At 63.7% G+C, this 25555-nt stretch carries 22 protein-coding genes; 16 read left to right on the top strand and 6 right to left on the bottom strand.

Annotated features, from left to right (window positions below):
- Positions 1-21: 21 nt before the first annotated feature.
- Positions 22-786 (top strand): phosphocholine cytidylyltransferase family protein, encoded by a 765-nt coding sequence (locus CUJ91_RS28380; protein WP_029966836.1) that lies wholly within the window; start codon positions 22-24, stop codon positions 784-786.
- A gap of 174 nt (positions 787-960) precedes the next feature.
- Positions 961-2364 (top strand): MFS transporter, encoded by a 1404-nt coding sequence (locus tag CUJ91_RS28375; RefSeq protein ID WP_029966834.1) that lies wholly within the window; start codon positions 961-963, stop codon positions 2362-2364.
- A 35-nt stretch (positions 2365-2399) separates the two neighbouring features.
- Here CUJ91_RS28375 and ehuA read toward each other — a convergent pair whose 3' ends face one another.
- From ehuA to ehuB, 4 genes are all read right to left on the bottom strand, one after another.
- Entirely contained in the window at positions 2400-3227 is an 828-nt protein-coding gene (gene ehuA, locus CUJ91_RS28370) for an ectoine/hydroxyectoine ABC transporter ATP-binding protein EhuA (protein ID WP_053859969.1), read from the bottom strand.
- Positions 3228-3289: 62 nt separating this feature from the next.
- On the bottom strand, positions 3290-3949 hold the full coding sequence (ehuD, locus tag CUJ91_RS28365; protein WP_006049624.1) for an ectoine/hydroxyectoine ABC transporter permease subunit EhuD: 660 nt from the start codon (positions 3947-3949) through the stop codon (positions 3290-3292).
- On the bottom strand, positions 3946-4605 hold the full coding sequence (ehuC, locus tag CUJ91_RS28360; protein ID WP_029966830.1) for an ectoine/hydroxyectoine ABC transporter permease subunit EhuC: 660 nt from the start codon (positions 4603-4605) through the stop codon (positions 3946-3948). Before ehuC ends, ehuD begins: the two co-directional genes overlap by 4 nt.
- A gap of 87 nt (positions 4606-4692) precedes the next feature.
- Positions 4693-5547, bottom strand: a complete 855-nt coding sequence (ehuB, locus tag CUJ91_RS28355; RefSeq protein WP_006049622.1) for an ectoine/hydroxyectoine ABC transporter substrate-binding protein EhuB — start codon at positions 5545-5547, stop codon at positions 4693-4695.
- Between the two features lie 278 nt (positions 5548-5825).
- On the opposite strand from ehuB, the gene ehuR reads away from it, so the two are divergent.
- From ehuR to ppk2, 11 genes are all read left to right on the top strand, one after another.
- Complete coding sequence (gene ehuR, locus CUJ91_RS28350; RefSeq protein WP_029966828.1) at positions 5826-7229, top strand: MocR-like ectoine utilization transcription factor EhuR; 1404 nt, start codon at positions 5826-5828, stop codon at positions 7227-7229.
- A 171-nt stretch (positions 7230-7400) separates the two neighbouring features.
- Positions 7401-8408 carry a hydroxyectoine utilization dehydratase EutB gene (gene eutB, locus CUJ91_RS28345; RefSeq protein ID WP_029966826.1) on the top strand — a complete coding sequence of 336 codons (1008 nt, stop codon included), beginning with the start codon at positions 7401-7403 and terminating at the stop codon, positions 8406-8408.
- Positions 8405-9406 carry a cyclodeaminase gene (locus CUJ91_RS28340; protein WP_107706914.1) on the top strand — a complete coding sequence of 334 codons (1002 nt, stop codon included), beginning with the start codon at positions 8405-8407 and terminating at the stop codon, positions 9404-9406. The genes eutB and CUJ91_RS28340 overlap by 4 nt, the downstream gene beginning before the upstream one ends.
- 9 nt (positions 9407-9415) lie before the next feature.
- Positions 9416-10642 (top strand): ectoine hydrolase DoeA, encoded by a 1227-nt coding sequence (gene doeA, locus CUJ91_RS28335; protein WP_029966822.1) that lies wholly within the window; start codon positions 9416-9418, stop codon positions 10640-10642.
- Positions 10643-10647: 5 nt separating this feature from the next.
- Positions 10648-11670 (top strand): N(2)-acetyl-L-2,4-diaminobutanoate deacetylase DoeB, encoded by a 1023-nt coding sequence (gene doeB / locus CUJ91_RS28330; RefSeq protein ID WP_107706913.1) that lies wholly within the window; start codon positions 10648-10650, stop codon positions 11668-11670.
- A gap of 5 nt (positions 11671-11675) precedes the next feature.
- Entirely contained in the window at positions 11676-12167 is a 492-nt protein-coding gene (locus CUJ91_RS28325) for an Lrp/AsnC family transcriptional regulator (protein WP_114157703.1), read from the top strand.
- Positions 12168-12310: 143 nt separating this feature from the next.
- Positions 12311-13813 carry an NAD-dependent succinate-semialdehyde dehydrogenase gene (locus CUJ91_RS28320; RefSeq protein WP_107707132.1) on the top strand — a complete coding sequence of 501 codons (1503 nt, stop codon included), beginning with the start codon at positions 12311-12313 and terminating at the stop codon, positions 13811-13813.
- A 31-nt stretch (positions 13814-13844) separates the two neighbouring features.
- Positions 13845-15251 (top strand): aspartate aminotransferase family protein, encoded by a 1407-nt coding sequence (locus CUJ91_RS28315; protein ID WP_029966814.1) that lies wholly within the window; start codon positions 13845-13847, stop codon positions 15249-15251.
- A 140-nt stretch (positions 15252-15391) separates the two neighbouring features.
- Entirely contained in the window at positions 15392-17125 is a 1734-nt protein-coding gene (gene ggt / locus CUJ91_RS28310) for a gamma-glutamyltransferase (RefSeq protein ID WP_107706912.1), read from the top strand.
- Between the two features lie 164 nt (positions 17126-17289).
- On the top strand, positions 17290-17730 hold the full coding sequence (locus CUJ91_RS28305; protein WP_107706911.1) for a VOC family protein: 441 nt from the start codon (positions 17290-17292) through the stop codon (positions 17728-17730).
- Positions 17731-17838: 108 nt separating this feature from the next.
- Entirely contained in the window at positions 17839-18765 is a 927-nt protein-coding gene (ppk2, locus tag CUJ91_RS28300) for a polyphosphate kinase 2 (protein ID WP_006049611.1), read from the top strand.
- Between the two features lie 177 nt (positions 18766-18942).
- On the opposite strand, the gene CUJ91_RS28295 is transcribed toward ppk2, so the two are convergent.
- Positions 18943-20529 carry an inorganic phosphate transporter gene (locus CUJ91_RS28295; protein WP_107706910.1) on the bottom strand — a complete coding sequence of 529 codons (1587 nt, stop codon included), beginning with the start codon at positions 20527-20529 and terminating at the stop codon, positions 18943-18945.
- A 215-nt stretch (positions 20530-20744) separates the two neighbouring features.
- Between CUJ91_RS28295 and CUJ91_RS28290 the strand changes: the two genes are divergently transcribed.
- Complete coding sequence (locus tag CUJ91_RS28290; RefSeq protein ID WP_107706909.1) at positions 20745-21626, top strand: CHAD domain-containing protein; 882 nt, start codon at positions 20745-20747, stop codon at positions 21624-21626.
- Positions 21627-21714: 88 nt separating this feature from the next.
- Positions 21715-23289, top strand: coding sequence for a GGDEF domain-containing protein (locus tag CUJ91_RS28285; RefSeq protein WP_114157702.1), 1575 nt, complete (start codon positions 21715-21717; stop codon positions 23287-23289).
- A gap of 34 nt (positions 23290-23323) precedes the next feature.
- Here CUJ91_RS28285 and CUJ91_RS28280 read toward each other — a convergent pair whose 3' ends face one another.
- Positions 23324-24400, bottom strand: coding sequence for a VTT domain-containing protein (locus CUJ91_RS28280; protein WP_114157701.1), 1077 nt, complete (start codon positions 24398-24400; stop codon positions 23324-23326).
- 241 nt (positions 24401-24641) lie between these two features.
- Here CUJ91_RS28280 and CUJ91_RS28275 point away from each other — a divergent pair, with 241 nt between their 5' ends.
- Positions 24642-25547, top strand: coding sequence for a DMT family transporter (locus tag CUJ91_RS28275; RefSeq protein WP_114157700.1), 906 nt, complete (start codon positions 24642-24644; stop codon positions 25545-25547).
- The last annotated feature ends 8 nt before the right edge of the window (positions 25548-25555 follow it).

Genomic DNA, 25555 nt, shown 5'->3' with positions numbered 1-25555 from the left:
TATCTTTTCAAAGGACCGCGCATGCGTGCCATCATTCTCGCTGCGGGCCTCGGCCTGCGTCTCCAGCAACCGCCGGAAGCCCAGTTCCCGAAATGCCTGTTGCAGTTCGACGGCTTGAGCCTGCTCGAGCGGCATCTGCAGATGCTCGAAACCGCCGGCGTGACCGAAGTCGTGCTGGCGCTCGGCTTTCAGCCCGAGTCGGTGCAGGCGGAACTGGCGCGCATCAACTGGCCGCACGCGGTCGAAACCGTGCTGAACACGCGCTATGACCTCGGCAGCGTGCTGACGGTGCACACGGTGGCCGAGGCGCTCACGCGCGGCGGCGACGTCCTGCTGATGGACGCCGACGTGCTCTACGACGAGCGCATCCTGGCCGCGCTGGTCGCGGGCGAAACGGTCAACCGTCTGTTGATCGACCGCGACTTTGAAGCCGGCGACGAGCCCGTCAAACTGTGTCTGAAAGACGGCGTGCCGGTCGAGTTGCGCAAGCAGCTTGCCGTGAATCTTGAGTACGACACGATTGGCGAGTCGGTGGGCTTCTTCCGTTTCCGCGAAGAAACCGCGCGGCGCTTTGCGGAAATCGTCGCGGGTTATGTCGACAGCGGCCGGGCCAACCTGCCGCACGAGGAAGCCGTGCGCGACCTGCTGCTCGAGCGCAGCCAGGTGTTCGATACGGCCGACGTGACCGGCGCGCCGTGGATCGAGATCGACTTCCCGAACGACGTGGCGCGCGCCACGACTGAGATCCTGCCGCAGTTGCAGCCGCTCGTCAGCGCTTCACGCTGAGTCCTCACTGACTCCTCGCTAAGCGCGTTTGACGCACACGACAAAGAGCCGGCTCGATGCCGGCTCTTTGTCGTTCAAGGTCTATACGAGCACCATCGGCAACAACATACGTCGCCGATGCAATGCCATAATCGACGCTTTACGCCGACGGCCTTGTCACCCGTCGCCCTGCCAATGCCCTTCGCTTTAGGCGCTTTCATCGTCCCGCTGATCGTCGCGTGCGCGATGTTCATGGAAAACGTGGACGGCACGGTTATCGTGACGTCGCTGCCCGTGCTGGCCCGCGATCTCGGTCAGGACCCCATCACGCTAAAGCTCGCCGTCACCGCGTATGTGATCGGCCTCGGCGTCTTCATTCCGATTTGCGGCTGGGTCGCGGACCGCTTCGGCTCGCGCACCGTGTTTCGCACGGCAATCGGCATTTTCATGGCCGGCTCGCTGATGTGCGCGGCGTCCACGTCGCTCGGCATGTTCGTGGTCGCGCGCTTCGTGCAAGGCATTGGCGGCGCGATGATGGTCCCGGTCGGCCGCATCATCATTTTCCGTTCGGTGCCGAAGTCGGACTTCATACGCGCGGTCAATTATCTGACGGTGCCCGCGTTGCTCGGGCCGGTGGTCGGTCCGCCGCTCGGCGGATTTATCACGACGTATCTGCATTGGCGCCTGATCTTCTTCGTCAATATTCCGATCGGCCTGTTCGGCATCTGGCTGGCGAACAAGCACATCGCCAATGTGCGCGAGGCGCATCCGGGCCCGCTCGACTGGACCGGCTTTCTGCTGTCCGCGAGCGGCGCGTCGCTCTTCATGCTCGGGCTTTCGCTGGTGGGCGGCGAACTCGTGTCGAATCCGGTGTCGTTCGGCATGTGCGGCGTCGGCGTCGTGCTGCTCGTGATTTATGTGTTGTACGCGAATCGCGTGGAAGCGCCGGTGCTCGATCTGCGCCTGTTGCGCATTCCCAGTTTTCACGCGAGCGTGGCGGGCGGATCGCTGTTTCGCATTGGCCTCGGCGCGGTGCCGTTTCTGTTGCCGCTCGCGTTGCAGGAAGGTCTCGGCATGACCGCATTCGTGTCGGGTTCGATCACCTGCGCTTCCGCGTTCGGCTCGATCTTCATGAAGGCGGCGGCCTCACGCATACTCGGACGCTTCGGCTTTCGCACGGTACTGATGTTCAACGCGGGCTGTGCGGGCGTGGCGATTGCAGTCTACGGCCTGTTCTTTCCCGGCACACCGCACTGGTTGATCTGGTGTGTCGTGCTGTTCGGCGGTTTCTTTCCGTCGCTTCAGTTCACTTCGCTGAACACGTTGGCGTATGCCGACATTCCGAGCCGCGACGTCGGCCGCGCGACGAGTGTCGCCAGCGTGATCCAGCAGATTTCGCTCGGGCTCGGCGTGACCATCGCGGGCATCGTGCTGCAGATTTCGCACAACGTGCAGGGCCATTCGAGCATCGTGTTCTCGGACTTCTGGCCGGCGTTCGTGGTGGTTGGCCTGTTCTCGTTCCTGTCGATTCCGGTCACCGCACGCCTGCCGCACGACGCCGGCGATGAAATCGCACGCGGCCGCCGCGGCACCGCGTGACCGCATGAAGCGGCGCGATAAGCGCCGCGCTGACGCTACACCGCTTCCTTCACCGCGCGCAGGAACTGCTGCGTGCGCTCATGCTGCGGGGCGCTGAAGAACTGCTGCGGCGGACCTTGCTCGATGATCTTGCCTTGCGAGAAAAAGCACACACGGTCCGCGAATTCGCGCGCGAAGCCCATCTGATGCGTGACCATCAGCATGGTCAGATTGTGCTCGCTGCCGAGACGGCGAATCACGTTCAGCACCTCGCCGCACAACTCGGGATCGAGCGCCGACGTCACTTCGTCGAACAGCATCACCTTGGGCCGCATCGCCAGCGCCCGCGCAATCGCGACGCGCTGTTGCTGACCGCCCGACAACTGCGACGGATAGTGATTGCACTTGTCCTCGAGGCCGACGAGCGACAGCAGATCGCGTGCGCGCTCGGTCGCTTCCTTGCGCGACAGGCCGAGTACCTGCATCGGCGCTTCGATCGTATTGGCGAGCGCCGTCATGTGAGGAAACAGGTTGAAGCTCTGAAACACCATGCCGATCTTGCTGCGCACGCGCCGCAAATGTTTCAGCGATGCGGGCACCAGCTCGCCGTTCTTGCGCATATGCGTGAGCGGCTCGCCGTCTACTTCGATCATGCCGCCCGTGAGCGGGTCGAGTGTCATCAGCACGCGCAGCAACGTCGACTTGCCCGAACCGCTCGGACCGATGATCGCGACTTTCTCGTTGCGGCCAATATCCAGGTCGAGTTCGTCGAGCACCGTCAGCGCGCCATAGCGCTTCGTGACGCCGGCGAAGCGCACCATGGGCGCCTCGCCCGGTGCGCCGGCCTGCGGGTCGAGTACGGAAGCGGGATCGTCTCGTTTCATCGGGTTCTCCACGGATAAGGCCGAATGCGGCGGGGTCGGGGTGTCGACGTCGGTTCTCACGGTCATGGCAACCTCAGACCGTACTCGAGCCGCCGCACGAGTTGCGCGAACGTGATGCTGATTAACAGAAAGAAGATGCCGGCCAGCGTAATCGGCTCGAGATAGCGAAACGTTTCTGAGCCAATGTTCTTCGCCTGCTGCATCAATTCGACGACGGTAATCGCCGACAGCACCGGCGTGTCCTTGAACATCGCCACCAGGTAATTGCCGAGCGCGGGAATCACCGGGCGAATCGCCTGCGGCAGAATCACGCCGCTATACGTGCGCCACGGCGACAACGACAACGCGCAAGCCGCTTCCCACTGGCCGCGCGCCACGCCGTTCAGTCCCGCGCGATACACCTCCGACGTGTAGCACGCGTAATGCAGCGCGATACCCACAGTGCCCGCCGTCAATGCGGACATCGTGATGCCATACACGGGCAGCACATAAAACAGTACGTAGACCTGAATCAGCAGCGGCGTGCTGCGAATGAATTCGACGATAAAGCCGACTGTGCGCGACACGGCCTTGACCGGACTGCGCCGCAGCACGGCCAGCACGAGGCCAAGCACGAGCGCGATCGCAAAGCCGATCAACGTGATGAAGATCGTGTACATCGACGCGCGCAACAGCGCCGGCAGAATCTGCTCCGCGTAATGCAGGTCGAAGAAGCTGTTCATCGGGCGGCCCTCTGGAGAATGCCGTGGCTCACGCGGCGCTCGAAATGCCGCATCAACGCAACCAGAATCTGCGCGAGCACGAAGTAGATGACGAGCGTGAGCATGAAAATCTCCGCGGTCTTGAAGGTCGCTTCGTCGAGTTGCCGTGCGCGAAACGTCAGATCGGAGAGCGTAATCAGCGACACGAGCGAGGTGCCCTTGAGCAACTCGATCATCAGATTGGTCGCGGGCGGCAGCGCATTGATCATCGCTTGCGGCAATATGATGCGGCGCATTCTGGTGAGTGGCGACATGTTGAGCGCGAGCGCGGCCTCGAATTGTCCGCCGGGCACCGAACGCAACGCGCCACGCAAAATCTCGGAACCGTACGCGCCGTAATGCAAACCGAGTCCGACGATAGCCACCGTAAACGGCGTCATTTCGATGCGAAACGGCGGCAGCGGCAGCACGAAGAAAAACCAGAACAGTTGCACGAGCAACGAGGTGCCGCGGAATATCTCGACGTACGCATTGCCGAGCCAGCGCAGCGGCGTCCACGGCGCGAGCTTGGCTGCGGTCGCGATAAACGCCATCGCGATCGCGAGCACCGTGGCCAGCGCGGCGATCTCGACCGTCACGAGTGTGCCTTGAAGCAGCAGGGGAAACAGTTCACGCATGGCGGGTCCTCGCTTGCATGACGGCATGTGCGCGTGCACACGCTTTTGAATTCAGGGCCGGCGTTGGCCGGCACGCCCGAGACTCGCTCACTTGCCGCAGATGTCGGCGGCGGTGCGCGTCGTCAGATTGGTTTTGTCGAAACCGAATGCGCCGACAGTTTGCAGATGATCGGGCGTGCCGAGCCAATCGTGCAATTGCTTGTTGACCGCATCGCGCAGGTCCGTGTCTTCGGGGCGGAATGCGAGCGCGCCGTAGCCGGTGTGCTTCGGGTCGCCCTTGAAATTGGCAACCGCTTCCACCTGGTCGGAGGCTTTCGCGGCGAGGCCCTTCATGGTCAACGCGGTGCCGGCCGCGGCGTCGGCGCGGCGCGCGCGCACGGCCTGCAATTGCGCGGTCGTGTCCGGCACCTGCATGAGCTGGGCGTCTTTCACGCCGGCATCGCGCGAATTGGCGAGTTCCACCGCGCCCGCCATCACCGCGAGCTTGATGTCGGGCTGCTTGCCGATATCCGCGTAGCTATGAAGATTCTTCGGATTGCCTTTGGGCACGAGCAGCGTGTCCTGGATCTGATACTGCGGATTCGCGAACGCGACCTGCTTGCAGCGCTCCGGCGTGATGTACATGCCGGCCGCGATCACGTCGAAGCGGCCCGCGCGCAGGCCAGGAATCAGCGAGCCCCATTCGGTCAGCACGCCGTCCACTTTCTTCACGCCCATCCGCGCAAAAATCTTGCGGGCGATTTCCGGAGACTCGCCGGTCACCTTGCCGTCCGGCGTCGTGTACGCGAACGGCGCTTCGTTCGCGTAGCCGATACGCACTTCGCCGGTGCGCTGGATGCGCTGCAACGTCGTTTCAGCCGACGCATGTTGCGCCGCCATGCTCAGGGTCGCCGCGGCGACGCAGAGGGCTCCCAGCAATCCTGAAGTGCGCTTCGCTTTCATATCGATTCCGTTGATAGCAGTGGTGAATGATGTGGTGAATGAGGTGATGAATTAGGCGTCTTGCCCGGCCTTCCGCCGCAACCTTGAATGCAGCATACAAAGCCAATTTTTTAATCCGATTGCTCTAGGACAATAATTTTCTGGGCCTGTTTCGCGGCAGTATGGGAAGCGGGAATAGGCGGCGCGGCGGGCTTATACGCGGCTGTCGGGCAAGGGTATACGACGACAGGACAGGCGCAGTAACGCGTCGCACGAGCCGCGACATCGAATGACGGAGGATGCAAGTGATTGGGCAGTGGCGTGATGCGGTGCGTGCGGTGCACGGCGTGGAGTCGAAGTACAAACGGCTGGTGAAGGCGATTGCGGGCGATATCGAAAGCGCGTCGCTGCCTGCGGGCGCGCGGCTGCCGCCGCAACGCGATGTCGCCGCGGAACTCGCGATCAGCGTGCAGACGGTGACCAACGCCTATAAGGAGCTCGAGCGGCAAGGGCTGATTCGCTGCGAGGTCGGGCGCGGCAGTTTCGTTGCGGCGCGCGTCACGGAAACCATGTCGAACTACATGCTCGACACGGCCGAGCGCTCGGTGGTCGACTTTTCGATTGCGCGCATCATTCATACGCCCGAGCACGATGCGATGTGGCGCAAGGTCTGCGCGACGCTGTCCACGCTCGACGACCAGCCGTGGATTCGCGCATTCCGGCCGATTGCCGGCTTCGAGCATCATCGGCAGGCGGGCGTGGCGTGGCTCGCGTCGTTGGGCATGCCGGCTTCGGCGGATACGTTGCTCGTGACGAACGGCGCGGCGCACGGCATCTTTCTCGCGCTCGCCTCGCTCGTCGGTCCCGGCGATACCGTGCTGTGCGAAAGCCTCACGGATCACGGCGTGATCGGCTCGGCCAACGTGCTCGGCTTCACGCTGAAGGGACTCGAAATCGACGAATACGGCATCCATCCCGAGCATTTCGAAGAGATGTGCGACAGCGAGCGGATCAGTGCGCTCGTCTGCACGCCCACGCTGAACAATCCCACTGTCGCGATGATGCCCGACTCGCGCCGCCGGGCGATCGCACGGATTGCGGAGCGCTACGGCGTGTACGTGATCGAGGACGACGTCTACGGACCGTTGCCCGCCAAGGCCGCGACGCCGATTGCGAGCCTCATCCCCGAGTTGTCGTTCTACTGCACGAGCATGACGAAGTCGGTGCTGACGGGCTTGCGCATCGGCTATCTGACCACGCCGCGGCGACTCGCGCTACGCGCGGAAAGCGTGTTGCGCGTGAGTAGCTGGATGGCCACGTCGCCGATGGCCGAGGTCGCGACGCGCTGGATCGTCGACGGCACAGCGGAGCGCCTCGTGCAGGTTCAGCGCGAACGGCTCGGACGACGCCAGGCGCTGCTTCAGCAAACGCTCGGCGGCTATGTGCTTGGCGCGCATCCGCAAGCGCTGTCCGCGTGGCTGCGCGTGCCCGAGCACTGGCAGGCCGAGCGGCTCGTGCGGGAACTGCGCAATCGCGACATCGCGGTGACTTCCGCCGATCCGTTTCTCGTGCGCGGCGCGGACCGGCCGAACGCAGTGCGCGTGTGTGTCGGCGCGGAAGTGAGCGACGATACCTACAAGGCGGCGCTCGACACGATGCGCGAGGTGTTCGAGCAGTATCCTCAGGTGCACGATTTCACATAAACGCTGCATGGCTCGCGCAGTGTGCGCGAAATGAACTAGGACAATAGAAATCGTTTTTTAGAACATTAGACTGGGCTGCATTCAAACGATGCGGCCGCAGCCGGCATGACGCGTTAGTCGTCGTGAAGCAGCGCAGGCATCGAATTAACCCTTTCGTGCAGGGCCGAGTTCATGTCCGCTGTTCTGTCGCTGGCCGATGTCTATCGCGCGCGTCGCCGTATCGAGGGGCGCGTGTTGCGCACGCCGCTTATGGAATCGCCGAGCCTGTCGGCCATTGCCGGTGCGCCGGTGTTCCTCAAGCTCGAAACGGTGCAGCCCACCGGCAGCTTCAAGCTGCGCGGCGCGACCAACGCGCTCGCTCAACTTGTCGAGCAGGGCTGTCGCAAGGTCGTCACTGCATCGACGGGAAATCATGGGCGTGCGGTGGCACATGCGGCGCGTGCGCTCGGTATCGAGGCGACGGTCTGCATGTCGGCGCTCGTGCCCGGCAACAAAGTAGAGGCCGTGCGCGCGCTCGGCGCGCAAGTGCGCATTGTCGGCAAGAGCCAGGACGATGCGGAACATGAAGCGCTGCGGCTCGTGCGCGAAGAAGGCTTTGCTTATGTGCCCCCGTTCGACGATCTCAACGTGATCGCGGGGCAGGCGACCATCGGGCTCGAGATCGTCGAAGCGTTGCCGGACGTCGCGCATATCGTCGTGCCGTTGTCCGGCGGCGGTCTGTTTGCGGGCGTTGCGTTCGCGGCCCGAAGCGCGAATCGCGCGATTCGCATGACGGGCGTGACGATGGCGCGCGGCGCAGCCATGCATGCGAGTCTCGCAGCGGGACGCCCCGTGCTTGTCGAAGAGCTGGATACGCTGGCCGATTCGCTCGGCGGCGGCATCGGCCTCGAAAACCGCTATACGTACCGGCTCACGCGCGATCTCATCGACAACACGTTGTTGCTCGATGAGGACTCGATTGCGCGCGGCATCGTGCATGCCTATCAGCATGAACGTCTCGTCGTGGAAGGCGCGGCCGCAGTGGGCTTCGCCGCGCTGCTCGACGGCTCGCTGCACGACACGCGTGCTGAACGCGGCCCGCTGGTCATCATCGTGACCGGCGCGAATATCGACATCGATCTGCATCGCCGCATCGTCAGTGCGATGCCCGCGCAATCCCATTCTCATCAAAGCTCATGACGTCCATCACATTGCTCGGCGAAGCGCAGCTTCGCGAACTCGTGCCGCTCGATCTCGCGGCAATCGATCAGGTCGAAGCCGCCTTCCTCGCGCTGGCCACGGAAGATGTCGCGATGCCGCCGATCTTGCGTCTCGATCTGCCCGCGCAAAACGGCGAGGTCGATGTCAAGACCGCTTATCTGCCGCGCTTCGACAGCTTCGCGATCAAGGTGAGTCCGGGCTTCTTTAATAACCCGACGCTCGGTTTGCCGAGCCTGAACGGTTTGATGCTGGTGCTGTCCGCAAAGACCGGCCTGACCGAAGCGGTGCTGCTCGATAACGGCTATCTGACGGCGGTGCGTACCGCAGCCGCCGGCGCGGTCGCGGCGCGCTGGCTCGCGAAGCAGCACACGCCGCAAGTTGCGGTGCTCGGCGCGGGCGAACAGGCGCGTCTGCAATTGCAGGCGCTGATGCTGGTGCGCCGCGTCGAACACGTTCGCGTGTGGGCTCGCAATCGGTCCAACGCAGAGCGGTTTGCCGAAGAGATGAACGCAACGCTCGGCGTGCGCTGCGAAGCCGCACGCGATGTCGCTCATGCGCTGGCCGAAGCGGACGTCGCGATCACGACGACGCCGAGCCGCACACCGCTGATCGAAGCCGCGCATCTGCACGCCGGTTTGCATATCACAGCAATGGGCTCGGACGCCGAGCACAAGAATGAGATCGCGCCGGCGGCATTGGCGGCGGCGCGCTACATCTGCGATCGCGTGCAGCAAACCTGCGTACTGGGCGAATTGCATCATGCGCTGAATGCGCGCGCGATCAAGGCCGACGCCTCGATTGCCGAGCTGGGCGAAGTGATCGCGGGCAAGGCCGTGGGCCGGACGAGCGATACGGACGTGACGATCTGCGATCTGACTGGCACCGGCGCACAGGACACGGCGATTGCCGCGCTCGCATTGCAGCGCGCGCGAGCCGCGAACGCAGGAACCGTTTTTCGTAACGATGTAGAGCGCTAAGAGGGGACGATGTCCGAGACAACTCAACTGGAACGCAATGTGAGCGATCAGGCGTTGGCTGTACGCCTGCCGTTCGAACGAGCGGAATACGACGCACGTATCGGCAAGACCCGCAAGGCGATGCAGGCCGCCGGGATCGAACTGCTGATCGTGTCGGACCCGACCAATATGGCGTGGCTGACCGGCTACGACGGCTGGTCGTTCTACGTGCACCAATGCGTGCTGCTTGCGCTCGACGGCGAGCCGGTATGGTTCGGCCGCGGTCAGGACGCAAACGGCGCGAAGCGCACGGTGTTCATGCAGCACGACCATATAGTTGGTTATCCAGATCATTATGTGCAGTCCGCCGTGCGTCACCCGATGGACTACCTCGCGCGCGATGTGATTGAAGCGCGCGGCTGGGGCGCGCTGAGAATCGGCGTCGAAATGGATAACTACTATTTCAGCGCAGCGGCTTACCGCTCGCTCGTCCAGCATCTGCCCAACGCGAAATGGCATGACGCAACGAGCCTCGTGAACTGGCAACGCGCGGTGAAGTCGCCGCGTGAAATCGAATATATGCGCGTGGCGGCGCGTATTGTCGAGGCGATGCATGAGCGCATTGTCGAGCGAATCGAGCCGGGCATGCGCAAGAACGATCTGGTGGCCGAGATCTATTCGACGGGCATTCGCGGCGTGGACGGTTACGGCGGCGACTATCCGGCCATCGTGCCATTGCTGCCGACCGGCGCGGACGCCGCCGCTCCGCATCTCACGTGGGACGACACGCCGTTCGCGAAAGGCGCGGGCACGTTCTTCGAAATCGCCGGCTGCTTCAAGCGCTATCACTGTCCGCAGTCGCGCACGGTGTTTCTCGGCAAGCCGCCCAAGCATTTCATCGACGGCGAACGCGCGGTCGTGGAAGGCATCGAGGCCGGGCTCGCCGCGGCGAAACCGGGCAACACCTGCGAGGACATCGCCAATGCATTCTTCGCGATGCTGCATAAATACGGCATCGAAAAGAACAGCCGCTGCGGCTATCCGATCGGCGCGAGCTATCCGCCCGATTGGGGCGAGCGCACCATGAGCCTGCGTCCAGGCGACAAGACCGTGCTCGAACCGGGCATGACGTTTCACTTCATGCCGGGCCTATGGCTCGACGATTGGGGACTCGAAATTACCGAAAGCATCCTGATCACGGAGAACGGTGTCGAGACGTTCTGCAATACGCCGCGCAAGCTGTTCGTGAAGGAGTAGTGCATATGCGCGCCTCGCCTATTCAGCCGACCGTCGACTTCAATGTCGACGGCGAACAGCATGGCTTTCTAAAACTGCCGCATTCGCACGATGCGTCCGCGTGGGGCGCCGTGATGATTCCCGTCACCGTGATTCGCAACGGCGAAGGGCCGACCGCGTTGCTCACAGGCGGCAATCACGGCGACGAATACGAAGGGCCGATCGCGCTTTCACAACTCGCTTCGACGCTCAGAGCCGCGGACGTGAAAGGCCGCGTGATTATCGTGCCGTTCATGAACTACCCGGCGTTTCGCGCGGGCAGCCGCACGTCGCCGATCGATCGCGGCAATCTGAATCGCAGTTTTCCTGGCAAGCCGGACGGCACCGTCACCGAAAAGATCGCCGATTACTTTCAGCGCCATTTGCTGCCGCTCGCTGACTATGTGCTCGATCTGCACGCCGGCGGCCGCACGCTGGATTTCGTGCCGTTTGCCGCGATCCATCTGCTATCCGACGAGCGGCAGCAGGCGCGCTGCGAAGCGGCGATGCGCGCATTCGGCGCTCCTTATTCGATGCGTATGCTGGAACTGGACAGCGTTGGACTCTTCGATACCGCGGCCGAGGAAGCGGGCAAGGTTTTCGTATCGACGGAACTCGGCGGCGGCGGCACGGCCAGCGCAAAAAGCGTCGCGATCGCAGTGCGCGGCGTGCGAGGATTTTTGCAGCACGCGGGCATTCTCGTTCAGGAACCGGGCGAGCAAGCGGCACGCACCACCACATTGCTCGATATGCCCGACGGCACCTGCTTCACCACGAGCGAACACGATGGCCTTCTCGAATTGTGCAAGGACCTCGGCGAGATGGTGGAAAGCGGCGAGGTGATCGCGCGAATCTACGATGCGTCACGCACGGGCGTTGCGCCGGTCGAATATCGCGCGCGCCGCGGCGGTCTGCTCGCGGCGCGGCATTTTCCGGGGCTCGTGCGGATCGGCGATACGGTTGCGGTGGTCGCCGATGTCGTCGAACGCGGCATACCGGTGAGCGTCTGAGCGCGATGAAACTCGACCGTTACGACCTCGCGATCCTGCGGATTCTTGCGCGCGACGGACGCATCACGAAGTCGCGTCTCGCGGAGGAAATCAATCTGTCGATTTCGCCGGCATGGGAGCGCGTCAAGCGCCTCGAGGACAGCGGCGTGATTCGCGGTTACCGCGCGGACGTCGACTGGCTGCGCGCGTTCAAGGGCGCGCGCGTGGTGGTTGAGGTCACGCTCGCGCGGCATACCGCGCAGGACATGCGGCGTTTCGAGGAACGCATTGGCGCGTCGCCCGAAGTCGTGCAATGCCATGCGACGGGCGGCGGCGTCGACTATGTGATGCACGTGATGGCGCGCGACATCGACCACTATCAGCGGTTTATCGATTCCTTGCTCACGGCTGAACTGGGTATCGAAAAGTACTTCACGTACATCGTCACGCAGGTCGTGAAAAGCATGCCCGAAGGTGTGCCCGACTGGGCCGACGAATCGTCCGGCGACGACAGTTGAAGCACGCGGCGACGCTGCCGAAAAAACACCACGCGCCGCCGCGCATTACGGAAAAAACGCCGGCTTCGGCGCACGCGAACCGAAAAAACCGCGAGGCCGCTCAACGTACAGTGACAGACATACATCGCACACAGGAGGTCGTCATGTTGCTGGGTCATCCGGTTCTGTTCAAATCGCTGTGTTACGTCGACGGGCGCTGGGTGCATAGCGCAAGCGCGGCAAGTGTCGCCGTGCGCAATCCCGCGGATCAGGAAGTGCTCGGGCATGTGCCGATGCTCGACGCGGCGCAGATCACGGAAGCCGTCGACGCCGCACAGCGCGCCTTTTCCGCGTGGCGCTGGCTGCCGGTCGCGAAGCGCTCGGCGCTGCTGCTGCGCTGGCACGAACTGATCCTGCGCCATCAGCACGACCTTGCGGCGATTCTCTCGCTCGAACAGGGCAAGCCGTTCGCCGAAGCACGCGGCGAGATTGCGTATGGCGCGAGCTTCGTCGAATGGTTCGCGCATGAAGTGCGGCGTCTGAATGGGCGCACCATTCCCACGCATATCGACGGCGCGCAACTCGGCACCGTGATCGAACCGGTGGGCGTTGCCGCGTTGATCACGCCGTGGAATTTCCCTTGCGCGATGATCACGCGCAAGGCGGCCGCCGCGCTCGCGGCCGGTTGTACGGTCGTCGTGAAGCCCGCGCACGAAACGCCGTTCTCCGCGCTCGCGCTCGCTCAACTCGCCGAAGAAGCCGGTTTTCCAGCGGGCGTATTCAACGTGGTGCTCGGCGAGCCGCAGATGGCGATGCAAACGCTCGTTGGGGATTCACGCGTGCGCTCGGTGAGCTTCACCGGTTCGACTCGCGTCGGCGGGCTCGTGATGCAGGCCGTCGCAAACGCGGGCATCAAGAAGACGGCGCTGGAACTGGGTGGCAACGCGCCGTTCATCGTCACCGAAGACGCCGACCTCGAACAGGCCGTGCGCGTCGCCATCGCCGCGAAATTCCAGACGTCGGGCCAGGATTGCTGCGCGGCCAATCGCATTTTCGTTGCGCGTCCGTTGTACGAGACGTTCGTCACGCGATACAGCGACGCCGTTCGCACATTGAAAGTGGGCTCGGCATTCGAAGCCGATGTGGACGTCGGCCCGCTGATGCATCAAGCCGCATTCGACACGACCGTGCAGCGCGTCGCCGATGCGCAAGCCAAGGGCGCGCGCATCACGGTTGGCGGATCGGCGCACGAACGCGGCGGCTGGTTCTTCGAGCCGACCGTGGTGGCCGACGCCGCGCCTGGCATGCGCATCTACGACGAAGAAAACTTCGCGCCGATTTCCGCACTCACGCCATTTGATTCGCTGGACGAAGTAATCGAGCGCGCGAACGACACCGAGTACGGTCTCGCCGCTTATGTCTGCGCGCGCGATCTGAACACGGTCTTTCAACTGATTCGGCGCCTGGACTTCGCGATGGTCTCGGTGAACGGCGCGAAGTTCACGGGTGCGCCGATTCCGTTTGGCGGCATCAAGTCGTCGGGACTCGGCCGCGAAGGCGGCGCCGAAGGCTTCGAACCTTTTGTGGAAACACGCTATTTCTGCCTCGGCCAACTCGGCTTGCCGGTGACGCAAAGCCTGCCCGCTCGCAGCGCCGCGGCCGCCTAACTCATTCACGCATTCAACGAAGGAGCATTTGATGACTCAGCCCGAACAACTCGATCAACTCTTCAGCGCCGACCGCGCGCATTTCATGCACCCGTCGACGCATGCTCACGACCATGCGAGCGGCGCGCTGCCGGGCCGCATTGTGACGGGCGCAAAAGGCATCCGCATTGAAGACCATCAAGGCAAGTCTTTTATCGACGCCTTCGCGGGTCTCTATTGCGTGAACATCGGCTATGGACGCACCGAAGTTGCCGAGGCCATTTACGAGCAGGCGAAGAAGCTTGCCTACTATCACACGTATGTCGGCCACTCGACCGATACGATCATCGAACTGTCGTCGCGCATCATCGATTGGGCACCGCAGGGCATGAAGAAGGTGTACTACGGCATGTCGGGCTCGGACGCGAACGAAACGCAGATCAAGCTCGTCTGGTACTACAACAACGTGAAGGGCCGGCCGAACAAGAAGAAGATCATCTCGCGGCAGCGCGGCTATCACGGCTCGGGCATCGTGACGGGCAGCCTCACGGGTCTGCCGAGTTTTCATCAATACTTCGACCTGCCGATCGAGCGCGTCAAGCACACCACGTGTCCGCACTGGTATCGCAATGCGCCGGCCGGCATGAACGAAACGCAGTTCGTCGCATATTGCGTCGAGGAACTGGAGCAACTGATCGCGCGCGAAGGCGCCGACACGATCGCTGCGTTCATCGGCGAACCGGTCATGGGAACGGGCGGCATTCTGCCGCCGCCTGCCGGCTATTGGCCCGCGATCCAAGAGGTGCTGAAGAAGCACGACATTCTGCTGATCTCCGACGAAGTGGTGTGCGGCTTCGGCCGTCTCGGCTCGAAGATGGGCGCGCAGCACTACGGCATGACGCCCGACCTCATCACCGTCGCGAAGGGTTTGACGAGCGCGTATGCGCCGCTCTCCGGCGTGATTGTGAGCGAAGGCGTGTGGGATGTGATCGACAAGGCTTCGCAGGAATTCGGTCCGATGGGGCACGGCTGGACCTACTCGGGACATCCGATCTGCGCGGCAGCGGCGCTGGCGAACCTCGATATTCTCGAGCGCGAGAATCTTACGCAAAACGCGGCGCAAACCGGCGCGTATCTGCTCGAGCAATTGCATGCCGCGTTCGATTCGCATCCGCTCGTCGGCGAAGTGCGTGGCGTGGGCATGCTGGCCGCGCTCGAATTCATGGCCGACAAGGACGCGCGCCGTCCGTTCGATCCGGCGCTGAAGGTCGGCCCGCGCGTGTCGGCTGCTGCGTTGCAACGCGGGCTGATTGCGCGCGCGATGCCGCATGGCGACATTCTCGGTTTCGCGCCGCCGCTCGTGACTTCGCGCGACGAGGTCGACGAAATCGTCAAGCTCGCTCGCGCCGCAGTGGATGAAGTGGCCTCGCAGGTTCTCACGCCCGCGGCTGCTGTTTGATCGAAGCCGTACGCCTCTTTGTGTGCCGCAGCAGGTGCCTTACGGATTTGCGCGGCTTCGCAAAGAGGCGCTTCGCATGTTATAAGCCCAAGGGAACTGTCGTTATCGTCAGGTGAAACAGTCGTCTTGGGGGATTAACAATGAGGTTGTTCCGCAACGCCAGATCGTCGGCCAGCGTGTTCGCACTGGCCACTGTGTTGTCTGTTTCCTTCGGCTTTCTCGAGGCCACGCCGGCCGTCGCGAAGCCGCCCGTCAAAGCGCAGCCGGCGGTTCTCACCGCGTCCGCCATCGCGGTCGCCGACGAGTACAGCGCGGATGCCGCCGAACAGATCTTCAAGGAAGGCGGCAATGCGGTCGATGCCGCGGTGGCCATCGCCTTCACGCTTGCCGTGACTTATCCGGAAGCGGGCAACATCGGCGGCGGCGGTTTCATGACGCTGTACGTGGCCGGCAAGCCGTACTTTCTCGACTATCGCGAGCGCGCGCCGCTGGCGGCAACGAAGAACATGTACCTCGACGATAAGGGCGAGGTCATCAAGGGCATGAGCCTGTACGGTTATCGCGCGGTGGGCGTGCCCGGCACCGTTGATGGCATGTGGCAGGCGCAGCGCCGCTTCGGCAAGCTCAAATGGAAGCAGGTGCTCGCACCGGCCATCCACTATGCGCGCGACGGCTTCGTGGTCAGCGAGCAATTGCAGGAGCGCCGCGATGCGGCGGCCAAGGAATTCGCCGGCAAGACGAACTTCGACACCTACTTTGGCAACATGAAGCAGGGCGTCAACTTCAAGCAACCGGATCTCGCCGCCGTATTGCAGCGGATTTCCGATCAGGGCGCGAAAGATTTCTATTCGGGCAAGACGGCTGATCTGATCGCCGAGTCCATGCGCGGTCACGGCCTCATCACCAAGGCCGACTTGCAGCAGTACAAGGCTGTATGGCGTCAGCCGATCCAGGCCGACTGGAAGGGCTACCGCGTGTACACCGCGCCGCCTCCGAGTTCGGGCGGCATCGGCCTCGTGCAACTACTGAAGATGAAAGCCGATCGCGCGGACGACTTCAAGGAGGTGCCGCTCAATTCGCCGCAATACATTCATCTGATCGCGGAAATCGAAAAGCGCGTATTCGCGGACCGTGCGCAATATCTCGGCGATCCGGACTTCTACAAGGTGCCGGTCGCGCAATTGACCGACGACGCCTACATCGCGAAGCGCGCCGCCGAGGTCAATACGGAAACGCCGTCGGACACGAAGAGCGTGCAGCCGGGACTCGGCACGTCGATGCCGGAGAAAGCGGAAACCACGCATTTCTCGGTGGTCGACAAGTGGGGTAACGCGGTGTCGAACACGTACACCGTGAACGGTTACTTCGGCTCGGGCGTGGTCGCCGATCGCACGGGTATCGTGCTGAACGACGAGATGGACGACTTCTCCGCGAAGCCGGGCGTCGCCAACATGTTCGGCGTGGTGGGCAGCGACGCCAATTCGATCGAACCGAAGAAGCGCCCGCTTTCGTCCATGAGCCCGACCATTCTGACGAAAGACGGCAAGGTGTCGCTTGTCATCGGCACGCCGGGCGGCTCGCGCATCTTCACGTCGATCTTCCAGGTGATCAACAACGTCTACGACTTCAATATGCCGCTGCCGGAAGCGGTCGCCGCGATGCGTTTCCATCATCAGTTGCTGCCGCCTAACACGATTTTCTGGGAGCCGTATATGCCGATCGACGGCGAGCTTGCAAAGGCCGTCGAAGCAAAGGGCTATACGCTGAAGGCGCAGAATTTCAACGGCGACATTCAGGCGATCAAGATCAACGACAACACGCCCGAACCGGCAGCCGATCCGCGTGGCCGTGGCGTGACGCGGATCATCCAGTAAGCGTTGTGCGGATTGTGTGAGCGGTGCATGGGTTGAGATGTGCCGCTCACAATTAACGGAAGACCTCGCGCTCGAAAGAGCCCGGGGTCTTTTTTCCGTGCCGTGTGAGACACTTTCCGGTACTCGCGCGCCGTTCGCGGCCGCTACCCGGGGAGTGAGCCACCATGAATTCGTCTGCCACGCCTTCCGATGTGCCTGCACCATCGTCCGATGCCGAGCCGCGCATCGAGTCGCTCAGCGCGATTACGCTCGCCACCGGCGACATGCAGCAAGCGGTGCGCTTCTATCAGGCTGTTGGCTTCCCGCTCAAATTCGGTGGAGAAGACGCGGCGTTTACGTCGTTCGAGTTCGGTGGCACGTATCTGAATCTGATCGCCGATCCGCGTGCGCCGGTGAATTGGTGGGGCCGCGTGATCGTCTATGTGTCCGATGTCGACGCGGTTTATCGCAAGGCGCTGGCGGCGGGCTTCGAGCCGTCGTTGGAGCCGTCCGATGCGCCTTGGGGCGAGCGCTATTTTCATATCAGCGATCCGGACGGCCACGAACTCAGCTTCGCGAAACCGTTGCGCGACGCGCGGGCGTCGGCGAAAAACTCGCTATCATGAAACGGCTGAACGGTAACACGGCTGACACCGGGCGCACCGATAATCGGGCGCGTCCGCGTCGCGCTTGCCGCCGCGCGCCCGATCATTTCCGTCGCCAGGAGAGCCGCAATGAAAGAGCAGGACCCGAGACCCGAAGCCGAGTTGCTGACTGAGCGGCAACGCCGTTTCGAGGAGGACCTCATCGACGCGTACGACGAGGAACTCGAGATGGAGGTCGACGACCGCATACTCGACGGTTCGGAAGCCTTCACGCCGGAGAACCGCGAAGCACGCAAGATGTACTTCCGCGAGCTGTTCCGCTTGCAGGGCGAACTGGTCAAGCTGCAGGACTGGATCGTTGAGACGGGGCATCGCCTTGTGGTCATTTTCGAAGGACGCGATGCCGCGGGCAAGGGCGGCGCGATCAAGCGCATCACGCAGCGGCTCAATCCGCGCGTGTGCCGCGTCGCGGCGCTGCCGGCGCCGAACAATCGCGAGCGCACGCAATGGTATTTCCAGCGCTATGTGTCGCATCTGCCGGCCGGCGGCGAGATGGTGCTGTTCGATCGGAGCTGGTACAACCGCGCGGGCGTCGAGCGCGTGATGAATTTTTGCACCGACGACGAATACGAAGAGTTCTTCCGCTCTGTGCCGGAGTTCGAAAAGATGCTGGTGCGCAGCGGCGTGCAGATCGTCAAGTACTGGTTTTCGATCACCGACGAAGAGCAGGAAATCCGCTTTCAAAACCGCATTCACGATCCGCTGAAGCAGTGGAAGCTCAGTCCGATGGATCTCGAAAGCCGGCGCCGCTGGGAGGCCTATACGCAGGCGAAGGAAGTGATGCTGCAGCGCTCGCATATTCCCGAGGCGCCGTGGTGGGTGGTGCAGGCCGTCGACAAGAAGCGCGCGCGGCTGAACTGCATCCAGCATCTGCTGAATCAGGTGCCGTATCACGAGATCGAACATCCGCGTGTCGAATTGCCCGCGCGTGTTTATCACGACGAGTACAGCCGCCAGCCGGTGCCGGCTTCGATGATCGTGCCTGAGGTTTATTGAGGGGGGAGTCGATTACGTGCGCGCGATCGACTCAGAAGCGCGCGCCTTTTAATCGACTCATGATTTGAGGCGAATGCGGGCCTTAATCGCCTCAAATCTCATCAGCATCATGTCGGCGCCTTCAGACCGCAGCAGCGGCGCTAAACCACTGCGGTCTGAGCGAAGCTGCATAACACCTTAAAACACCGCCCGAAACACCCAATACAACCCCGCCGCGAGCGCGATCGAAACCGGCAGCGTCAGCACCCACGCGAGCACGAGGCTGCGCACCGTCGCCCATTGCAAGCCCGAGCCGTTCGCGGCCATCGTGCCCGCCACGCCGGAAGACAGCACGTGAGTCGTCGAAACCGGCAGACCGTACATGTCGGCCGCGCCAATCGTCATCATCGCAACCAGTTCCGCGGACGCGCCCTGTCCGTACGTCAAATGCTGCTTGCCGATTTTTTCGCCGACAGTCACGACGATCCGCTTCCATCCGACCATCGTGCCCAGGCCCAGAGCAATCGCGACCGCGACCTTGACCCACGTCGGAATGAACTTGGTGGCGTGATCCGTTTGCGCCTTGAAGTTGTCGATGGCCTTCGCGTCTTCCGGTGCGAACGCCGGTTGCTTCGCCTTGTTCATCAGGCGGATCGCTTCCGACGCGACATACATGTTGTTGCGCACGTTATCGACGATTCCTTGCGGTACGCCGGCCATCGAACCCGAGGCGCCGACCTGCTGCGCGATCACATCCGTCAGTTGTTTTAGCGCGGGCACGGTTGCAGGCGTGAGTTGATGCGTACGCACATAGGCTTCGACATCGGCGCGCGGATTGGCCGACGGCGGCGCGCCGTTCGTGTAGCGCGCGAGCGCGGCCGACGTTTGCTGGGCGACCGCGACGAAGGTCTGCGTTTCGGCGGGCGTGACGGCCTTGTTCAACGCATACGCCGTCGGCACGGTGCCGATCAGGATCAGCATGATGAGGCCCATGCCCTTCTGGCCGTCGTTCGAACCGTGCGCAAACGAGACGCCCGTGCAGGTCAGAATCAGCAGGCTGCGAATCCAGAACGGCGGCGGCTCCTTGCCCTTCGGCTCGGCGTAAAGCGCGGGCACGCGCACAACGGCTTTGAGGATCATCAACAGCAGGCCGGCCGCGAGAAAGCCGATGAGCGGCGAAAACAGCAGCGACTTGCCGACGCCCAGCGCCTGGTTCCAGTCCACGCCACTCGCGCCGCTCGCGCCATGCATCAATTGATTCATCAGGCCGACACCGATGATCGAGCCGATCAGCGTATGCGAGCTCGACGACGGCAAGCCGAAATACCAGGTGCCGAGGTTCCAGATGATCGCGGCAATGAGCAGCGCGAACACCATCGAAAAGCCGGCGCTGCTGCCCACTTGCAGAATCAGTTCAACCGGCAGCAGTTGCAGAATGCCGAACGCGACCGCGCCGCTCGAAGTCAGCACGCCGAGAAAATTCCATGTGCCCGACCACACCACCGCGAGATTCGGCGCGAGCGAATGCGTGTAGATGACGGTCGCCACCGCGTTCGCGGTATCGTGAAAGCCGTTGACGAATTCGAAGCCGAGCGCGATCAGCAGTGCGACGCCGAGTAGCAGATACGGCAGGATGGAACCTTCGCGCACGGGTTGCAGGTCGCCCACGAGCTGCATGCTGCAATAGCCGATGCCGACTACGATGACGGCGAGGAAAACCACGAGGCCAAGATTGCGCCCCTTGCCACTGACCCCGCTCGATTGCGGGTATGAAAGCTCCGGCATGACGTGTGCCCCTGGAAGAATGTCGCGGAACTACCGATCCTGCTGGGCGCGTGTGTCGGTACGATGACAACGGCCGGCGCTCGCACAGAAGGGCTCGCACCTGACGACGCTGGCGGATCGCGCCTCGGTTTTGCCGCTGCGCGGCAGGGTGCTAGCGGCATGCGGGAATCTTTTTTGCTACGCTGGGAACGCGCAGCACTTTCCAGGGAGCTTCAATGAAGCGCGACGGTCACAAGGAAAACCGCAAAGCGGACGCAGGCGCCGCGGCCAGCGGTTCCAACGCGAGCGAGCCGACGGCGCAGGCGGCGTTCGCATCGTATGCGGCCCCGCTCGTGAGCGACGCGATCGCGTACGCCAATGCGGTGCGCGACGATCCATCGCCCGAAGCGCTGCACAAACTCCGCGTTTCGCTGCGCCGCTTGCGTTCGTTGTGGTGGGCCTTCGCGCCGCTCCTCGAAAAGGGCGAAAACACCCGGCAACGCGCGCTCTACAAGTACCTGGCCACGGCGGCCGGCAAGACGCGCGACTGGGACATCCTGATCGAACTGATCCGGCATGAAAACAGTGGCGCGGGCAGCGTCGCGCCGACGCTCGAGAAAGCGCGCGGCGATGCGCTCACAACGAGCCGCGAAACGCTGACGAACGCGGACGTCAAACATCTGCTGCGGGACGCGTTGACGAGCGCATCCACCGACATCAATACCGCACATGAACGCGTGCCGCTGCGCAAGTTTGCCAACAAGCGGGTCGCAGCGTCCGAGCGTTCGCTGATGAAGCGCGCGAAACGCGCGCGCCACGCAAAGCGCTCGAACTACGCGGCTTTTCACGACGTAAGAAAAGCCGGTAAGAAGCTCCGCTATCTGCTGGAATTCTTCGAGCCGGTGCTGAGCGGCGGCCATAAGCGCACGCTCAAGCGTCTGAAGCAGGTACAAAAACGTTTCGGGACACTAAACGATATTGTCGCAAGCGAAGTATTGCTGCGCGACAACGCCGGCCTGTTCGCCGGCTCGGGCGACGCAGCGGACGTGCTGCAGTGGCTGCACAAGGAGCGCAAGCGCCGGATGCGTTCGGCAGCCGGGCTGCTGCGCAAACTGTGACGCGCGAAGGTAACGTCCGAAGGTAAATAACTCATAACGGCCCGATGTCGATTCATGCGGGCCCGCTTGCAACGGAGGCAACGCGCAGGTGGCACATCGAGCGCATTGGCAGCGACGGCGCTGGCGCAGAAATTTGCGGCACGGAGCAGCCGGCGTCGCGCGTTACGTGGGCAATCATCCGGTGCTCGCGGGTCTGGCCGGCACGCTGGTCGCCGTCGCGATGGCGGGCCTCACGCTGCTCACGCTCCTCAACGGCCGCGCCGACGCGCTCGACCATGCGCGCGAGACGTCGCAGAATCTCGTCTCGATCATTTCCAGCGACCTCGAAAGGAACGTCGAGATCTACGCGCTTTCGTTGCAGGCGATGGTGGACGGCGCCGAGCATCATCTGAGCGCGGATCTGCCGCCCGACCTTCAGCGAGCGGTGCTGTTCGATCGCGCGACCACGGCCGCTTACCTTGGCGGCGCATATGTCGTCGGTGCGAAGGGCGAGGTGATCGCGTCGCAAAGCGGCGAGATCAGCCCGACCGTTCGCTTCACCGACCGCGACTATTTCCTCGTGCATCAGCGCAATCCGGCAGTGGGACTTTATCTGTCGCGTCCGTTTCGCTCGCGCTTGCGCGACGGCAAGTTGTCGATAGGTCTGACGCGGCGTATCAATGACGAAAACGGCGGCTTTGCCGGCGTCGCATTGCTCGCGATCCGCATCGAGTATTTCCAGCGTCTGCTCGACCGGATCAGCGTGGGCCAGCACGGCTCCGTGTTCATCGCGATGGACGACGGCACGCTGATCGCGCGCAAGCCGTACTCGCCGCGCGACATCGGCGGGAGCATCGCCGGTTCGCCGACTTTCCTGCGCATGGCCGCGCAGCGCGACGGTTCGTATGTGGCGCGCTCCGCCGTCGACGGTGTGCAACGCATGTTCACGTTCGTGCATGTGCCGGGCACGCCGCTGATCGCAGCCGTCGCGCCCGCCGTCGACGACGTGCTCTCGCCGTGGCGCCACCGCGCGATGATCGCCGGCGCGCTGACGCTCGCGTTCGGCACGGTGTTCGTGATCGTGTCGTGGCTGCTGGCGTTTGCACTGCGCGACAAGCTGCGCGCGCAGGCCGCGCTGATGCGGCTCGCCGCCACCGATCCGCTGACCGGTCTCAGCAATCGCCGCGTGCTCGACAACCGGCTCGACGAGGAATGGCGACGCGCGCGGCGCACGGGTCAGCCGCTGTCGGCGCTTTTCATCGACATCGATCATTTCAAGCGCTTTAACGACACGTACGGCCATGCAAGCGGCGACGAGGCGCTCAGCGCCGTGGCCGAATGCATTTCGTCGACGGTGCGCCGCGCCGTCGATCTGGTCGCGCGCTATGGCGGCGAAGAGTTTGCCGTGATTCTGCCGGACACGTCAGCCGATGGCGCCGCTGCCGTGGCCGAAAAGATTCGCCGCAACGTGCAGGCGCAGGACATCTTGCATGGCGGCGACGGCAGCGTGGCGGTCACGGTGAGCGTCGGTTGCGCGACGATGGTGCCCGCGCAGGGCGCGAACGCGCTCGATCTGCTGGCCGCCGCGGATCGGCAGCTTTATCTCGCGAAGGCGGCGGGACGCAATCGCGTTTCTTGCGGACGGTCGGCGGTGGGATCGGTGGCGGAGGACTCGCCGTCGTAAGCGAGACGACGCTCGGCCAACGCGCCGACGTTGCTCATGCGTTGGCCCTGCGTCGCGGCGCAAAACCGCGCAGCGTCACGGCGTTGTCCGCGGTGCGTGCATTGTCTGCGTCGCCGCCCGATTCGGCGTGCGAGGGCTCGAGCTTGCCCGTCGACACCTCATCGGCGAGCAGCAAGCCCACCGGAAAACCGCGCCGCTGCCATGCATCGAGTCCGCCATGCAGCGCGCGAATCCGCGTATAGCCGTAGTTGCGCATCCGCACGCTGATCTCGGCGGCGGTGGCGCTGTCCGGGCATACGCAGTAGATCACCATGTCGTAGGCGCGCAGTGCGAAGTCGATCTGTTCGGGCGAGTGCGGATCGAGTGCGAGCGCGCCGGGAATCGGCGACGCGGCGTCGAGCGCCGCGCCTTGCGGGCGGGCGTCGAGTACCTTGGGCGTCGGCTTGCGGCCCGATGCGTGCGATCGTTGGCCATCCGCGTCGGCATCGCCATCGGCGATGAGAGCGGCCTCACGCCGCGCCCGCCGCTGCATCACGAGCCGGTACGCGAGATACAGCAACGCGACGGCTATCAGCAGGTCGATCACGGTCCCGCCTTGTGCTCTGACGAACGCGAACAGCATGTGCAACTGCCGCTCCGCCGCCGCGCCGCCGAGCAGCCAGAACGTCGCCCACGCCATCGCGCCCGTGAGGTCCCACAGCGCATAAATGCGGGCGTCGACGGCTGTGGTGCCCATCAGCGGCGGCGTGACCAGCGCGAGGCCAGGCACGAACTTCGAGATCGACACGAGCGGCACGCCGAAGCGCTCGAACAGCGCGCGCGCCTGTTCGACGCGGGCATCGACGGCAGGCAGCATCTGGCCGAGCACGCGGATCAGCTTGCGGCCGTAAAGACGGCCCGCGGTGAACCAGACGCCGTCGCCGATCAACGCGCCCAGGACGGCCGCGGAGAGCACCGGCCAGAACGACAAGTTGCCCGCGGCAATCGCGGAACCGGCGAACAGCAGCACGGGGACCGCGGGAATCGGCACGCCGAGGCGCGTCAACAGCACGTTGACGAAGACAATCGCGCCGCCCCAGGTGGATACCGCCGACGACGGAAACTCGACCAATTAAGCGGCTCCTGTTTGTTGTTGGCAAGTTGGCTGCGCCGGTATTGCCGGCTGCCTGGCCCGACGCGTACGCAAAGCCTGTTCCCGCGCGGCTTCGCGTGCTTCCTTCGCATGCTTCGCCAATCAGGATACTCGATGGATCGCGCACGCGGCCATCGCGCGTCGGTCTGCAATTTCGTTCAAGACCTGCGCGCGCCGCATGCTTAATCTGCGTGCTGGTCCCTTGTCCTGGAGAAGCACGATGAATTCACGGTATGTCGGCTACATCTGCTGCGCCCTCGCGATGATCGGCGTCGGCAGCACGGTGGTGGTCAGCAAGTCCATTGCGGCCGGCTTGCCGCCGTTCAGCGCGACCGCGCTGCGCTTTGCGATTGCGTTCCCGTTGTTTGTGCTCGTGATGCGTTGGCGTGGCGTGCGCTGGCCGCGCCTCGACCGGCGCGACACCGCGCTGGTGATCGCGCAGGCCGCGGCGGGCAGCGTCGGTTATACGGTGTTGCTGATCAGCGGCATGAAGCTCGCCTCTGCCGGCGATGCAGGCGTGATCGCCGGCACCTTGCCCGCAGTATCGGCGATGGTGGCCATGCTCGCGTTGGGCGAGCGCCCGTCGCCCGCGCTGCTCGGCGCGATCGTTCTGGCGACAGCGGGCGTGCTTGCGTGCACCGTGTATGCCGGCGACAACGCCGCGCCGCACGCGGGCGGCTCTATTGTTGGCAACCTGCTGGTGTTCGCGGCGATTGTCTGCGAGGCGCTGTTCATTCTGCTCAATCGCAAGCTGCGCACGCCGGTTGCACCGCTGCCGCTGTCGGCGTTGATGTGCGGCATCGGCTTCGCGGTTTCGATCGTGCCCGCCTGCTTCGAGCGAGCCTGGAACATGCCGATCGACGCCGCGGCTCTCGGCGGCGTGCTGTATTACGCGCTGGTGCCGACGGTGGCCGGTTTCGTTCTCTGGTATGAAGGCGCGGCGCGCGTCAGCGGCGCGGAAGCCGGCCTGATGACCGCGCTCGTGCCGGTCAGCGCGTTGGCGTTGGCCGCGCTGCTGCTGCGCGAGCCAGTCAGCGCGGCGCAGCTTACGGGCGTGGCCTGTGTGCTGGGCGCCGTGATGCTCGCGACGTTTGGACAATCGCTCGGCGCGCGGAAGGTGGCGTGATGGACTCC

It is taken from the genome of Paraburkholderia graminis (assembly GCF_003330785.1).
In the GTDB taxonomy this organism is placed as follows: domain Bacteria; phylum Pseudomonadota; class Gammaproteobacteria; order Burkholderiales; family Burkholderiaceae; genus Paraburkholderia; species Paraburkholderia graminis.
The sequence above is the reverse complement of the archived record's forward strand: the minus strand, read 5'-3'. Positions and strand labels throughout refer to the sequence as shown.